This is a genomic window from Marinomonas polaris DSM 16579 (assembly GCF_900129155.1).
Lineage (GTDB): Bacteria > Pseudomonadota > Gammaproteobacteria > Pseudomonadales > Marinomonadaceae > Marinomonas > Marinomonas polaris.
The window spans coordinates 36588-52279 of record NZ_FQVF01000018.1; the positions used below are offsets into that span (position 1 = coordinate 36588).

Below are 15692 nucleotides of genomic sequence, written 5' to 3' on the forward strand. Positions count from 1 at the left end.
CATAACAGTTGCATTATTTTATAAAAACTAATGCACAACAGCCTCTTTGATGACTTCAAATTTCAATTCATCACTCTTTTCATCCAAAGCCACTTTAACATGCCCACCATCATGAAGATCACCAAAGAGGATATGATCCGCTAGAGGCTTCTTCAAATGCTCCTGAATGACACGAGCCATTGGACGCGCACCCATCTGACGATCATAACCTTTATTGGCTAACCAACCTCTGGCAGTGTCTGAGACCTCTAGCAAGACACCTTTCGGGTCTAACTGAGCCTGTAGCTCCACCAAGAACTTATCTACCACGTTAAAGATAATACGTTCATCCAGTTGCTGGAACTGAATAACAGCATCTAAGCGGTTTCTAAATTCAGGTGTAAAGGTTCGATTAATAACCTCCATACCATCCGTCGAGTTATCTTGACTAGAGAAACCAATTGAACGACGAGCCAACTCTTGAGCACCAGCATTAGACGTCATCACTAAGATCACATTACGGAAATCTGCTTTGCGTCCATTGTTATCAGTCAAGGTACCATGATCCATTACTTGCAGAAGCAAGTTAAAGACCTCTGGGTGAGCTTTTTCTATCTCATCCAATAACACAACACTATGAGGATTTTTCGTCACAGCTTCTGTCAATAAACCACCTTGGTCAAAACCAACATAGCCTGGTGGCGCACCAATCAATCGAGATACCGCATGGCGTTCCATGTACTCAGACATATCAAAGCGAATCAGCTCAAGGCCCAATTGCTTGGCTAGCTGCTTGGTCACTTCCGTTTTACCAACCCCTGTTGGACCAGCCATCAAGAAAGAACCAATAGGCTTCTGTTCAGCTTTTAAGCCAGCACGAGACAACTTAATCGCAGCGGACAAAGCATCAATAGCATTATCTTGACCGAAAACCACCATTTTCAGATTACGCTCAAGATTAGACAGTACTTGCCTATCATCAGAGTTAACTGCTCTCACAGGCACTCTGGCGATCTTAGAGACGATATCTTCAATATCTGCAACAGTGATAACCGCTTTACGCTTACCTTCTGGCTGCAAGCGCTGGTAAGCTCCTGCTTCATCCACAACATCAATCGCTTTATCAGGCATATGACGATCTGTCACATAACGCTGAGCAAGCTCCGCTGCTGCTAATAAAGCTGGTTCTTCGTATTTCACCTTATGATGTTCTTCAAATGCACCAATGATGCCCTTCAAGATTTGATAAGTATCATCAACACTTGGCTCGTTTACATCGATTTTTTGGAAACGACGTGCCAAAGCATGGTCTTTTTCAAACACGCCACGAAATTCTTGGAATGTTGTAGAACCAATACAACGCAAGCCACCAGAACTCAATACAGGCTTAAGCAGATTAGAAGCATCCATTACTCCGCCAGATGCAGCACCTGCGCCAATGATGGTATGGATCTCATCAATGAAAAGAATCGCATTCGGCAATTTTTTCAATTCACCTAACAACTGCTTAAGGCGTTTTTCAAAATCACCGCGGTATTTGGTTCCTGCCAGTAAAGCACCTAAATCTAGGGAATAAACAACACCATCAGCTATAACATCTGGCACTTGTCCATCGACAATACGTCGCGCTAACCCTTCAGCAATGGCAGTTTTACCAACACCTGACTCACCAACCAGCAAAGGATTGTTTTTACGACGACGAGAAAGTGTTTGTATCACTCGCTCCACTTCGTATTCACGACCGATTAATTTATCGATCTTTCCAGCTTTGGCTTCTTCGTTAAGATTGGTAGCGAATTTTTGTAACGGCGCAGTCGCTGTATCTTCTGCTTCGTCATCATGATCCATGTCTTGAGAAGAGGCTTCGCCAGTTTTAGAAATACCGTGGGCAACGTAATTGACAACATCAATTCTTGCCACACCATGTCGTTTTAGTAAGTAGACTGTTTGACTTTCTTGTTCGCTAAAAATAGCCACCAGCACGTTTGCACCTGTGACTTCGCGTTTGCCAGAAGATTGAACATGAAAAACCGCACGCTGTAATACGCGCTGAAAACCTAAAGTTGGCTGAACTTCACGTTCATCGTCGTCTTCAGGGATTAGAGGTGTCGTACTATCAACAAATTCCTCAAGCTCCTTACTTAAGGTATCTAAATTCACACCACATGCTTTAAGGACGCTTGAAGCAGCGCCATTTTCAATAAGAGCTAATAATAAATGCTCAACCGTCATGAATTCATGGCGCTTGTCACGCGCCGCTTTAAAAGCCGTGTTCAGGGTTTGTTCTAGTTCTTTATCTAACATTGCTATTCCCTCACTCTGAATCAGTCAACCTTTTGTAGGTCGCACATTAAGGGGTGCTCATTTTGTTCCACGAACTGTTGTACCATTGCTACTTTGGTTTCAGCAATATCAAAAGGGTAAATACCGCAAACTCCTTTCCCTTTTTGATGTACTTCTAACATTACCTGATTAGCTTTCTCCCCATCCATAGAAAAAAACCTCTGTAAAACAAATACGACAAAATCCATTGGCGTATAGTCATCATTAAACAACACCACCTGATACATTGAAGGTGGTTTTAATTCGGTTTCTTCAGGAGCAATTGCAATACTGGAATGCCCGTGTTGCTCATCATCTTCTGATACTAGTCTAATTTGTTGATCTGTAATCATCCCATGCCTCTGAGGCTACAATTTTTCACGTAATTTGCCAAATCTGACTTATTACTACTTATATACGTTACAGATTACCATTTGGATTTTACAAATACTAAAAGGGCTTCTACGCTCTTTATTGGGGTGACCAAATGTGCAATCAATGTTTACAAATGAAATTCTAGCATTGATTGGCCAAAAACAATTTGCACCTATTTAGCAATCTACGCTATCCGAGCTATGTTTTTTAACGCGCTTATCGTCATCATTACTCATTTTTGATGATATAAGCAAACATCGACTGAGTGGATAAGGAGTGACTCATGCATCACGGATCAGTGAAGTGGTTTAACAACGCAAAAGGCTATGGTTTTATTGTGTCGGAAGATTTTAATGAAGATTTATTTATTCATTATTCAGCCATCAATATCGAAGGCTACAAAACGCTAAAAGCAGGTCAAGCGGTAACGTTTGACGTTGAACCAGGAGAAAGAGGCCTGCATGCGATTGAAATCAATCCAACAATACCTAAACAAGAGACTAAACAGGAAGCTAAACAAGAGGACGCTCATTCCAGCGATAAAAACACTCAACTAGCATAAAAAGAAACATCATCGCTATCCTAAAGCGAATTTGTTATCTTACTCCTCATCTTGAGGAGTAAGATAAGTGCCCTTTTATTCTATTTTTTGACTCCTTCCTTTCTTCCCAATCATATATTGAACTCATGCCCTCTAACTTAATTTTATTTAATAAGCCTTTTCGAGTACTCAGCCAATTTTCTGCAGAAGGCGATAAGTCCACTCTTGCGCAATACATTGAAATACCTGAGTTTTACCCTGCAGGTAGATTAGACTTTGATTCTGAAGGCCTTTTACTTCTAACTGATCAAGGCGCTTTACAGCACGTCATAGCATCGCCAGATTTTAAATTACCCAAAACCTATTGGGTTCAGGTCGAAGGCGAGATTTCGCCCGAAGCTTTAGAAAAACTAAGACAAGGCGTTGAGCTAAAAGACGGCCTCACCAAGCCTGCACAAGCTGAACGTATGGCAGAACCAGACGTTTGGGAAAGAGTTCCTCCGGTTCGCCATAGGGAAAACATCCCTACTAGCTGGCTATCACTGCAAATCCGCGAAGGTAAAAATCGACAAGTTCGGCGAATGACAGCCGCAGTCGGTTTCCCAACGCTTAGATTAATTCGTTATGCCATTGGTCCTTATACTCTAGAAAATACAAAAGTAGGCCAATGGAACTACATAGAACCAACCGACAATTTACTAAAAGAGGTTAATCAGTTTGAAGAGCAAAGAAAGAGAAAGGCTGCCTCACCTAACCGTCGCAGCACTGGTCAAAAAAGACAACCCGGATCCAAAGAAAACAAAATATCTCATGGTGAAGGAGTGGCAAGACGGAATACTCGTCCTAAATCAACCAGCCGGCCACATAGAAAATAACGAAAGCGCCATAGAAGCGGTGATTCGAGAAACAAAAGAAGAATCTGGCTGGATAGTTAAGCCTATTGGCTTACTTGGCATGTATGCTTTTACCCCCTATAAAGGCGCGGACACTTATCATCGCCTATGTTTTTTATGCAAACCCGTTAGTGAAACCAACGAGCCACTCGATAAAGATATCGTATCTAGCCACTGGTTAACCTACGAAGAAATCATGGCACTACCTCATCGCAGCCCATTAATTAAAGCCTGCATTGAAGATTCGCAAAACAACCCCATTATTTCCTTATCATTCTTGTCAGATCAGTACTTGTCGCCTGTGCCGAGCACTCAAAAATGAAGTACAATGTGCAATCAAATTCACTGAGGCCATGCCTCTTCGTATTACTAAATTAACAGTCGAGAAAAAACCGGTCATGAAAGAAAGCCACTACCTAACAGATCAACCAGCCAATCACGATAAAAAAGTCATTGTGGGCATGTCTGGCGGTGTCGACTCCTCCGTATCAGCACTTATTCTGATGCAACAGGGTTATCAGGTTGAAGGCCTATTCATGAAGAACTGGGACGAAGACGATGGTACAGAGTATTGCACAGCAAAAGACGACCTTGCTGATGCTCAAGCGGTATCCGATAAACTAGGCATAAAACTGCATACAGCTAACTTTGCGGCAGAATACTGGGACAATGTCTTCGAGCACTTCCTTGCTGAATACAAAGCTGGTCGCACGCCAAATCCAGACATCCTGTGTAATAAAGAAATTAAATTCAAAGCGTTTCTAGAGTACGCCATGGCATTAAATGCCGACTATATTGCCACTGGACATTATGTTCGTCGTGGAGAAAAAGACGGCGAGCCGCTGCTGCTAAAAGGTTTAGACGGCAATAAAGACCAAAGCTACTTTTTGTACGCGGTTGGCAAAGACGAAATTGCCAAGACACTTTTCCCTGTTGGTGAACTAGAAAAACCAGAAGTGCGCCGCTTAGCAGAAGAGTTTGGCTTAGCCACTCACAACAAAAAAGACAGCACCGGTATTTGTTTCATCGGCGAACGTCGCTTCAAAGATTTTTTAGAGCAATACTTACCCGCTCAACCGGGTGATATAGAAACCCTTGAGGGTGACAAAATTGCTCGTCACCACGGATTGATGTATCACACTATTGGCCAACGCCAAGGTTTGGGCATTGGCGGTCTAGCTAAATACTCCGACGATCCATGGTATGTAGTTGAGAAAGACCTAGAGCGCAATGTTTTAATCGTAACGCAAGGCGGACAACACGAGTCGTTATTTAAAACGCATTTAATTGCCGACAACTTCGATTGGGTTGCAAGAAAAAAACCAGCTTTTCCGCTAACGTGCAAAGCAAAATGCCGTTATCGCCAACCAGATCAAGAGTGTACCATCAATGAATTAGCCGATGGCCGTGTTGAAGTATCCTTTGTAGAACCTCAACGAGCAGTCACTCCTGGCCAATCCGTGGTGTTTTATGAAGATGAAGTTTGTCTTGGTGGCGGCATAATTAACGTCGCCTTTAACAAGTAATTATTGAGAGAGAAAGCGTGAGTAGTAGAGAGAAAGAGCAAACCATCGCCCTGTCCGCCATATTTCAAGCAGCAGAATTGGTGTCGATTTTAGCGAAAACAGGTCAGGTGGATAATGCCAGCCTACAACCATTACTAGAAAGCCTATTAATGGTTAACGCAGCCTCTACTGAAGATATTTATGGTGGCCAATGGGATTGCTCAACCAATCTTGCCCTAGGAAGAAAAATCTCTCGACAAGCCTTAGGCAAAGAACGCAGCAGTGTAAACCCTGACACTCTTAGATATGCACTTAGCTTAATTCATCTAGAAAACAAACTGGCTAAGACACCAGAGATGCTGTCCACTATTGGGCAAAAAATCGCTCAAATCGAGCAGAAAAAAGCCCATTACGAGAGCGTTCTACACGAAAACATGTTGGCGTCGATTTCAGGCATGTATCAAGACACCTTGAGCAAGTTATCCTTTCGTATTCAAGTACATGGCGACAGTCGTTTTTTACAGCAACCACAAGTTGCTAACCAAGTTAGAGCCATTCTAATGTCTGGAATTCGTGCTGCCATGCTATGGCGACAACTAGGCGGTAAACGCTGGCATTTGATTTTTAAACGAAAAGCATTATTGAATGCACTAGAGTCACGTCATTAATGCTTAAAAGACCCACTGGGTCTTTTTTTATGCCTAATAAATAACCTTTAACGGGCGGTTGGCAATCAAAGTGGTTGAGCAAAAGCCTCAGCGAATAATTGAAATCAATTTCCACTATATCTGAGAGCCAATATCTCTACGTTGTTTTTTTATGTAGTATATCGTACAAATTTTTAACCTGTGCGGGTTAACCTGTAAGAGCAGTTTAAATTAGGGAATGGCGGCTAAAAGTCATCTTCGATTCAATAGGCTAATGCCTGAAATTTTAGGGGAATTACATGTCAACGAAACAAACCATTTACTATACATTTACTGATGAGGCGCCAGCTCTGGCAACCGCGTCTCTACTTCCTATCTTTGGCGCTTTCGCCAAAGAAGCAGACATCGAATTAAAACTGACAGACATATCTTTGGCTAGTCGCATTATTTCTGCTTTTGCAGACCTACTTCCGGCAGACAAACAAGCTGAAGACGGCCTAAAATTCCTAGGTGACCTAACCGCAGACCCTGAAGCAAACATTGTTAAGCTACCTAACATCAGCGCTTCTTTGCCACAGCTGAACGCAGCAATTAAAGAGTTGAATGCTGAAGGTTACGGTCTTCCTGAATATCCAGAAAACCCACAAACAGACGAAGAAAAAGACATTCAAGCCCGTTACTCTAAAGTTCTTGGTAGTGCAGTAAACCCTGTACTACGTCAAGGCAACTCTGATCGTCGCGCACCTGCAGCAGTTAAAGGCTTCGCTCGCAAAAACCCACACTCAATGGGCAAATGGAGCAAAACATCAATTTCACACGCTGATTACATGCGTGACGGTGATTTCTACTCTTCTGAGCAGTCCGTCACTATGGATACAGCGCAAACAGTTAGCCTAGAATTCGTTGGCGCAGACGGCTCCGTTGAAGTGAAAAAGTCACTTCCTCTTCTTGCTGGCGAAATCATCGACAGCATGAACATCAGCACCCAAAAGCTTCGCGCTTTCTTTGAAGCGACATTACAAGAAGCAAAAGAAGACAACATCATGTGGTCTGTGCACTTAAAAGCAACCATGATGAAAGTCTCTCACCCAATCGTATTTGGTCATGCGGTAACCGTTTTCTACAAAGACGTTTTCGAGAAATACGGCGAGCTTTTCAAAGAAATCGGCGTTAACCCAAACAACGGTTTAGGTAGCGTTTACGACAAAATTCAAAGCCTTCCTGAAGCGAAACAAGAAGAGATCAAACAAGCCATTCAAGACGTTTATAAAACACGCCCTGAACTAGCGATGGTTGACTCTGACAAAGGCATCACTAACTTGCACGTACCAAGTGACGTAATCGTTGATGCCTCTATGCCAGCGATGATACGTAACTCTGGTAAAATGTGGGGCCGTGATGGCAAAGCACACGATGCTAAAGCCGTTATTCCAGACAGCACTTACGCTCGTATTTACCAAGAAACTATCAACTTCTGTAAAACAAATGGTGCATTCAACCCAGTAACAATGGGTACCGTACCTAACGTTGGCCTAATGGCACAAAAAGCAGAAGAATACGGTTCTCACGACAAAACGTTCGAAATAAAAGCCGATGGTGTGATGCGTGTTGTAGATGCAAACGGCAAAGTTCTAATGCAGCACAATGTCGAAAAAGGTGACATCTGGCGTGCATGCCAAACTAAAGACGCGCCAATCCGTGATTGGGTGAAATTAGGTGTGACTCGAGCTCGCCAATCTGACACTCCTGCTGTGTTTTGGCTAGAAGACGAACGTGCACACGATAACGAACTTCGTAAAAAAGTAGAAGCTTACCTAAAAGACCATGATACAAGCGGTCTAGACATTCGCATCATGTCTTACAACGAAGCAATCCGTTTCTCTATGGAACGCATTATTCGTGGCAAAGACACTATTTCAGTAACAGGCAACATTCTACGTGACTACCTGACTGACTTGTTCCCAATCTTGGAATTAGGCACGTCTGCGAAAATGCTGTCTATCGTACCAATGCTAAACGGCGGCGGCATGTATGAAACTGGCGCAGGCGGTTCTGCTCCTAAGCACGTACAACAGCTTATGGAAGAAAACTACCTTCGTTGGGACTCTTTAGGTGAATTCCTTGCAGTAGCGGTATCTTTCGAAGAACTTGGTATCAAGCACAACAACGAGAAAGCAAAAGTTCTTGCTAAGTGCTTAGATAAAGCAACAGGCAAATTACTAGACACTAACAAGTCTCCTTCTCGTAAAGTTGGCGAAATCGATAACCGTGGCAGCCATTTCTACCTAGCGCTTTACTGGTCTCAAGAACTTGCTGCACAAACTGAAGATGCAACATTAGCGGCGAAATTCGCGCCTCTTGCAAAACAGTTAGCAGACAACGAAGACAAGATTGTTGCTGAACTAGCAGCAGTACAAGGCAAACCTTCTGGCCTATCTGGTTACTACCACATGGACCTAACTGAAGTCGCTAAGATCATGCGTCCTAGCACAACCTTCAATACAGCATTAGCAACGCTTTAAGTCTATTTATTAAAGCCAAGTAAATGACATAAAAAAGCCCGAGTAACTTAGTTACTCGGGCTTTTCTTTTTCTATTTGATCTGTTTTTTATGCTCTATTGCGATTCACCAGTTAATTAACAAACCGCAATACTTCATTGCTAAATCACACCTAACCTTAAAGTTAGACCTTAAAACTAGAGATAAGATCAGATAAAGCTTTAGATTGCCCCAACACTTGTTTAGCCGCCACGTTTGACTGCTCAGCGTTTTCACTTGTTAGTTCCGCTTCATCACGAATAGAGCGAATTCGTCCATCAATATTTTCTGAAGCAGCTGCCTGTTGTTCCATAGCCGATGCAATCTCAATAGCCATGGCGGAAATATTTCCCATAGAAAACGTAATCGTATGCAAGGCTTCTTTTGCCTTTAATGACTGAGCAACACTTTGCTCTGCTTGTTGCTTACTTTCGCCCATTACAAGTACTGCATCTTGCGAGCCTTTTTGTAATTGAGTAATCATTATCTGAATTTGTTCTGTGGAATCCTGAGTGCGCTTAGCAAGCGTTCGAACTTCATCAGCAACGACGGCAAAACCACGTCCCTGCTCACCGGCACGAGCCGCTTCAATCGCCGCATTCAATGCGAGCAAGTTAGTTTGGTCGGCAATGCCTCGAATCGAATCTAAGATACTACCAACATCAGAGGTTTCTTTTTCCAAGGCCTGAAGCACTCGTGATGCTTTTTCAACGCCTTCAGATAATTGTTGAATTGATAAAACACTGTTATTCACAACCGACTCTACTTCTTTTGCGATGCAATCGGATTCTTTCGCAGCTGTCGCCGCTGCATCAGCACTGTTAGCAACATGACGCACTGTGGTTTGCATCTCTGCAACAACACCAGCAATACCCGATGTTTCTTTTTGCAACCCCTGCATACCAATACGCGTTTTATTTGAGGCAACCAGCATTTGCTCGCCGGCTACCGACAACTGAGCTGATTGACCCTGCTGAGTCACAACAAGAGAATGGATACCCTTAATAAACACGTTAAAACTGTGTGCGACGGAGGCCAACTCATCATTACCCTTATCATCAAGGCGAACCGTTAAATCGCGGGCACCAACAGAAATATTATGCAGAGACGATTCAAGCGAATTTAAATCTGGAAGCACACGGCGACGTAAAATAACTATCACACCAACAATCACAACACCCGAAATTAAACTGCTGATCAAAGATAAAAATTTAGAATCTTCAAGAGTCTCAATCGAAGCTACTGCACTCTTATCAAGTTGATCAGATAACTCATTAGCAATTTGCTCTAATGATTGAGCCAAACGCGCCGATTCTTGATCTAGACCACCAGCGCCTTTCATTAAACTATTACCAGCATCAGTGCCATTATTAATATAAGCAGAGGCCATTTCTCGACCTACTTTGTAAACCTGGTTCAATTGCTGCTCTAACTCATTTACGCGAGAGCGGTAACTAGGCATGATTCGAGTCAGTTCTTGTAAGCTCTTCATAGCACTTTTCATGCTCGCATCAACTTCGGGTAACGCCTCATCACTGCGCGTTGCGCCCATATCCGTCAAAAACTGTTGCACTTGCACAACGTAATAACGAGCATCCTTCATAGCGGACACCGCATCAGAGATAACCACTTGCTGACGAATGGCAGCTTCGTTACGAGTTAAGCCCTGCTTGCTAAGTAAATAAAGCGCAGACAAGGCTACCAATACAATAACAATGACCAAATTCATGATACGGCTGATCTTCATGTTCAATACTTTCCTAAATAACTTCTAAAAGGGCGTTAATTTGGCAGCATCATACAAGTGAGAAGAGTTTAAAACACCTTGATTTAACAAAAATATACTCAAAAAAACGAGTAATTAATAAACAGAACAAAAGACCAACTGTTTATAAGCTCATTAAAACTAAACCGCCTTCTGCAAATATACAGTCTGGCGTAGCGGTAGGCCGCGCTTTTGCCTATAATAGCGGCTCCCTGAAAACCATGTTCGAGGCGTTATCTCAATGGAATTAACTAGCTTAAATGCAATTTCCCCTATCGACGGTCGTTACGGATCGAAAACAAACGTACTACGTCGCTCCGTGAGCGAGTATGGTTTGCTGCGTATGCGAGTCATAGTCGAAGTTCGCTGGCTACAGGCTCTTGCCAAACACCCACAAATTGTTGAAGTTCCAGCATTGAGCAATGAAGCCAGCGCTTTATTAGATCAGCTTGCAGATAACTTCAGCGAAGCTGATGCACAAGCTATTAAAGATATTGAGAAAACCACGAACCACGATGTCAAAGCAGTGGAATATTTCATTAAGAACAAAATGGCTGATAACGCAGAGTTAGCAGCGATTTCTGAATTTGTTCACTTCGCTTGTACATCAGAAGACATCAACAACTTATCTCATGCATTGATGTTGCGTGAAGCATTGGAAGAAGGCATTACTCCAGAGCTTAAAAACGTCATCAAAGCAGTTCAAGATCTGGCGATCGAGCACGCTGAGCAATCTATGTTGTCTCGTACGCATGGTCAAACTGCCTCACCAACCACAGTTGGTAAAGAAATGGCCAACGTAGCGGCGCGTCTTAGCCGTCAGCTTAAGCAAATCGAGAACGTTGAATTTTTAGGCAAAATCAACGGTGCTGTGGGTAACTACAATGCTCACCTTTCTGCTTACCCTGATGTGGATTGGCAAGCACACGCTGAAGCGTTCGTTACTTCTCTAGGTTTGACTTGGAACCCTTACACGACTCAAATTGAACCTCATGATTACATCGCAGAGCTATATGACGCCATTTGCCGCTTCAACACCATCTTGATCGATTTCGACCGCGATGTGTGGGGCTACATTTCTATGGGCTTCTTCAAGCAAAAAACCATTGCTGGCGAAATTGGTTCTTCTACCATGCCGCATAAAGTTAACCCAATCGACTTCGAAAACTCCGAAGGCAACTTAGGTATTGCTAACGCAATCATGGGCCACTTGAGCGCTAAACTGCCAATCTCACGCTGGCAGCGCGACCTAACTGACTCTACGGTTCTTCGTAACCTTGGCGTTGGTTTGGCTCACAGCTTGATAGCTTACCAAGCAACTCTAAAAGGCATCAGCAAGTTGGAAATCAACGCTGCACGTCTTGAAGCAGATTTAAACAATGCATGGGAAGTGTTGGCTGAGCCAATTCAAACCGTTATGCGTCGCTACGGCATCGAATCTCCATACGAGAAACTAAAAGAGCTAACTCGTGGCCGCACTATCGACCAAGCGACTATTGAAGCTTTTGTCGATACGCTAGAAATGCCTGAGCAAGCCAAAGCCGAATTGAAAGCGCTAACACCAAGCACTTACATCGGTAACGCTGTTGCACAAGCGAAAGCGATTCGTAACTAATCATTACTTTAACAAGTAAATAAAAGAGCCGATTTATCGGCTCTTTTTGCCTTCAAGGCTGCTAATCTTTAGCAATATCACTACTTTCTTTGTTCTTTTTTATTGAGCGATTTATGACAGACCTAAATACACCGTTGGCTATTCTTGGTGGCATGACAGCCCAAACCTTTATCGACGAATATTGGCAGAAAAAGCCTTTGTTAATTCGCGGTGGTCTTGTCGATTTCGCTGTGCCATTGGAAGCCGATGAGCTTGCAGGCATGGCAATGGAAGAAGAAATTGAATCTCGTATTGTGATCGAGAACGGACTAAGACCTTGGGAAATGCGCCAAGGACCTTTTACCGAAGACACTTTTGCTACCTTGCCTGAAAAAGAATGGACGTTATTAGTCCAAGCCGTTGACCATTGGGTACCAGAAGTTCAAACACTTAAAGAACGATTTGAGTTTTTACCCAGCTGGCGCTTAGACGACGTCATGGTAAGCTATGCAACAGAAGGCGGTAGTGTTGGCCCACATTACGACCAATACGATGTGTTCTTAGTACAAGTATCAGGTAAACGTCGATGGCAGGTATTGTCGCCAGATGAATACCAAGATTCTGCGATCCCCAACATCAAATTACATATTTTAGACAACTTCCCTGTCAATTCAGAAATGGATTGGGAAGTGGAAGCTGGCGATATTCTATATTTGCCGCCTAACTTTGCACACAATGGCCGATCATTAGACGACGAGTGCATGACTTATTCCATCGGTTTTCGTGCGCCAAGTATGCAAGATGTCTTAACAGGTGTTCGCGATAAACTTTGCGAAGCTGACAATGTTAAAGATCGCTTTGCCGCACCTGAAACAGCAAATCGTCAACACAGTGCGCACATCAGCAAAGACGATATTCAATACCTACAAACACAACTGGCTCGCCTTATTAATCAGCCAGACCTACTGGCTGAATGGTTAGGGGAAACGATGAGCGAGAGCAAGTATCCTGAATACCTCGTACCACTGAATCATGAAGAATTAAACGAAGCATTTAGCAGTGCGACACAAGGTCAAACTTTTATTCGCCCTGGCGATGCGCGTATTTGTTACTATGTTCAACAGAACACTGAGAACAAAGGTAAGATTAGCGTGTTTTGTAACGGTGAACACTTACTTGTGGATGCAGAACTAACGAGCTTTGTTGAAGCCGTTTGCCATCAAGTTGAGTTTGATTTTTCTGGGCTAGATTTGAAACAAAATACAGATCTAGAACCTCTTGTGCGCTTTCTCATTCGCCAGCAAGGGCTGATCGAATTGGTTGCACCAGAAGAATAAAAGAACGCAATATTAAGTAAGGTATTCACATGAAGGTTTTAACGTCAGACTGGAACAGCAGCAAAGATCAGCTTACCTTTGTGCGCAAACAAGTCTTTATCATTGAGCAAGGTATCGACCCAAAAGACGAATGGGACGAGCTAGATGAAGACGCCGTACACTTTGTATCCTTTGGTACGACAGCGGTTCCTACAGGAACCTGCCGCTTAACAGAAAACGGACAAATTAGTCGACTTGCTGTTTTACCTGCATATCGTCATCAGGGTTATGGTGAAATGCTGTTAAACCGAGCAATGAAAGTTGCCAGAGAGATGGGAATTCGCAAAGTCTTTTTGCATGCTCAAGTTGACGTACAGACCTTCTATGAAAAACAAAAATTTCACGGTGATAGTAAAGTCTTTTTAGAAGCTGGAAAAATGCATATTCGCATGGAACGAGACATTTAGCTTTATCTTTACCAGCCCATTTAAAACAAAAAAGCGAGTCATCCAATATGGGTCGACTCGCTTTTTTATGCATTTCTCTTAATACACTGTTTTAATGTATTGCTTTAAGCTATTTTATTAAACAACAGCAATTAGCTCAACATCGAATTGTAAAACAGAGAAAGGTTGAATCATCGCGCCAGCGCCTTGAGCGCCGTAAGCCAATTCAGCAGGAATAGTAAGACGGTACTTCGCGCCTTCTTTCATCAACTGAAGACCTTCAGTCCAACCTGCGATAACGCCAGTTAGAGGGAATTCAATTGGCTCGCCACGAGCGATAGAGCTATCAAATACTTGTCCGTCAATCAAACGGCCTTCGTAATGTACACGAACAGTCGCTTCACGGCTTGGTGTTGCACCCGTACCTTCTTCAAGAACTTCAAACTGCAGACCACTTTCAGTCGTTTGAACGCCTTCTTTTGTTTTGTTTGTAGCAAGAAAGTCTTCGCCCGCTTTCACATTCTCTTCAGACTCTGCACGGCCTTTTTCTTCCATTTTTTGCTGTAGTTCAGCAAAAGCAGCTTCTAGCTCTGCGCCAGGAACACGCATTTCAGTTCCGTTTAGTGCATCTTCAATCGCAGCAAAAAGATGCGTTAGAGACAATTCACCAAGATCGCTACCACGTAGTTGATCACCAATTTGACGACCAATGCCGTATGCGATTTTTGCTTCGTTAGAGTCGAACGACAGTTCTGACATGTTTACACTCTCTTATTCGTTTACTAAAAAATTGAACGCGTATCATAACATAGGCAAATCTCATGAGCTTGTTTTTCAAACGCCTCGACTTACCAAAACCTAAGCAGTGAAAATATATTAATCAGCCCTATAGATTTATTAAATGATATTCATTATCATTTAATAAATCTATATTCATTCAGGAGTGCGTTATGAAACATAAGAGCTTTATCCCGTCTCCCAAGAGATATATAAACGATAAAAAGCCGACCGATTATTGGGGTATGCTGTTTATTAGCTTTATCTTCTTGTCATCAATGAGCTGTTTTTTATTTGCTAATCATGGCAATCGACAAGCTTCCAATAGCTTATCGCTTACCACTCATCAAATAAGCACAACGATAATTGACACAGATCAGAGCAGCAAAAGTTAAAAAGATTAAGCTATAGGTACATTAAAAGAGGATCTTGCCATGTTACCTAAAATAAACACCATTGTTTACGCTTGCGATCTAGACGGTAAAACACAGGCCGCTATGGAGCTAGTACTGAGCTTAGCCAAAACTCATGGGGCAAAAGTCATATTAATGCATGCAATTGAGCCTTTAAATGCTCAAGCATCAAATATGATAAACAACTATATTACCGAAGAAGTTAGAAATGCAATGCGCAAAGATGCCATCACAGACATCAATACGCGCATGGATAAATTGCTAGCTGAATTTATGGAAAAGTATTCAGAAGAACTGTCTAGTTTAGAAACAGCTCCTGAAACCTTGATAGTCAATGGCGCTCCAGCTGACTCTATTCAGCGCATTGCAAAAGAAAAAAATGCTGATTTAATTGTTATGAATAGCCGAACACATGGCCGACTAAGCCAAATGATCATTGGCTCAACGGCAAATAAAGTCATTCACACCAGCTCAATTCCAGTGCTAGTTGTACCGATAAAGTAACGGTTGTACCGATAAAATAGCTGTTGTGCCAATAAAATAACACGTTACTCTAGTCACACTTCTCTGTGTCCGATAC

Annotated in this window: 14 protein-coding genes; 10 read left to right on the forward strand and 4 right to left on the reverse strand. The window is 42.7% G+C overall.

The annotated features are described in order from the left end of the window. Window positions 1-27: 27 nt before the first annotated feature. The gene (clpA, locus tag BUA59_RS17585; RefSeq protein ID WP_072840979.1) at window positions 28-2283 is read right to left on the reverse strand and encodes an ATP-dependent Clp protease ATP-binding subunit ClpA; all 2256 of its coding nucleotides are present in this window, start codon (window positions 2281-2283) and stop codon (window positions 28-30) included. 20 nt (window positions 2284-2303) lie between these two features. Next, window positions 2304-2654 (reverse strand): ATP-dependent Clp protease adapter ClpS, encoded by a 351-nt coding sequence (gene clpS / locus BUA59_RS17590; RefSeq protein WP_012070938.1) that lies wholly within the window; start codon window positions 2652-2654, stop codon window positions 2304-2306. Between the two features lie 305 nt (window positions 2655-2959). Between clpS and BUA59_RS17595 the strand changes: the two genes are divergently transcribed. The 6 genes from BUA59_RS17595 (at window position 2960) to BUA59_RS17620 (ending at window position 8784) form a co-directional block, all read left to right on the forward strand. Then, entirely contained in the window at window positions 2960-3238 is a 279-nt protein-coding gene (locus BUA59_RS17595; protein ID WP_072840980.1) for a cold shock domain-containing protein, read from the forward strand. 125 nt (window positions 3239-3363) lie between these two features. Further along, on the forward strand, window positions 3364-4092 hold the full coding sequence (locus BUA59_RS17600; RefSeq protein ID WP_072840981.1) for a pseudouridine synthase: 729 nt from the start codon (window positions 3364-3366) through the stop codon (window positions 4090-4092). Next, the gene (locus tag BUA59_RS17605) at window positions 4028-4432 is read left to right on the forward strand and encodes an NUDIX domain-containing protein (protein WP_072840982.1); all 405 of its coding nucleotides are present in this window, start codon (window positions 4028-4030) and stop codon (window positions 4430-4432) included. Before BUA59_RS17600 ends, BUA59_RS17605 begins: the two co-directional genes overlap by 65 nt. Window positions 4433-4508: 76 nt before the next feature. Then, a complete protein-coding gene (gene mnmA, locus BUA59_RS17610; RefSeq protein ID WP_072841051.1) occupies window positions 4509-5636 on the forward strand; it encodes a tRNA 2-thiouridine(34) synthase MnmA in 1128 nt (375 codons plus the stop codon). Window positions 5637-5653: 17 nt separating this feature from the next. Then, window positions 5654-6283, forward strand: coding sequence for a high frequency lysogenization protein HflD (hflD, locus tag BUA59_RS17615; RefSeq protein ID WP_072840983.1), 630 nt, complete (start codon window positions 5654-5656; stop codon window positions 6281-6283). Between the two features lie 278 nt (window positions 6284-6561). Next, entirely contained in the window at window positions 6562-8784 is a 2223-nt protein-coding gene (locus BUA59_RS17620) for an NADP-dependent isocitrate dehydrogenase (protein ID WP_072840984.1), read from the forward strand. A 162-nt stretch (window positions 8785-8946) separates the two neighbouring features. Here BUA59_RS17620 and BUA59_RS17625 read toward each other — a convergent pair whose 3' ends face one another. Beyond that, a complete protein-coding gene (locus BUA59_RS17625; protein ID WP_072840985.1) occupies window positions 8947-10548 on the reverse strand; it encodes a methyl-accepting chemotaxis protein in 1602 nt (533 codons plus the stop codon). Between the two features lie 259 nt (window positions 10549-10807). On the opposite strand from BUA59_RS17625, the gene purB reads away from it, so the two are divergent. From purB to BUA59_RS17640, 3 genes are all read left to right on the forward strand, one after another. After that, window positions 10808-12181 carry an adenylosuccinate lyase gene (gene purB / locus BUA59_RS17630; protein WP_072840986.1) on the forward strand — a complete coding sequence of 458 codons (1374 nt, stop codon included), beginning with the start codon at window positions 10808-10810 and terminating at the stop codon, window positions 12179-12181. A 113-nt stretch (window positions 12182-12294) separates the two neighbouring features. Then, entirely contained in the window at window positions 12295-13497 is a 1203-nt protein-coding gene (locus tag BUA59_RS17635) for a cupin domain-containing protein (protein ID WP_072840987.1), read from the forward strand. Window positions 13498-13526: 29 nt separating this feature from the next. After that, complete coding sequence (locus BUA59_RS17640) at window positions 13527-13943, forward strand: GNAT family N-acetyltransferase (RefSeq protein ID WP_072840988.1); 417 nt, start codon at window positions 13527-13529, stop codon at window positions 13941-13943. 117 nt (window positions 13944-14060) lie between these two features. Here the strand turns inward: BUA59_RS17640 and bamJ are convergent, their stop codons facing one another. Beyond that, window positions 14061-14681, reverse strand: a complete 621-nt coding sequence (bamJ, locus tag BUA59_RS17645) for a BamJ family beta-barrel-assembly machinery protein (RefSeq protein ID WP_072840989.1) — start codon at window positions 14679-14681, stop codon at window positions 14061-14063. 452 nt (window positions 14682-15133) lie between these two features. Between bamJ and BUA59_RS17650 the strand changes: the two genes are divergently transcribed. Then, a complete protein-coding gene (locus BUA59_RS17650) occupies window positions 15134-15616 on the forward strand; it encodes a universal stress protein (protein ID WP_072840990.1) in 483 nt (160 codons plus the stop codon). The last annotated feature ends 76 nt before the right edge of the window (window positions 15617-15692 follow it).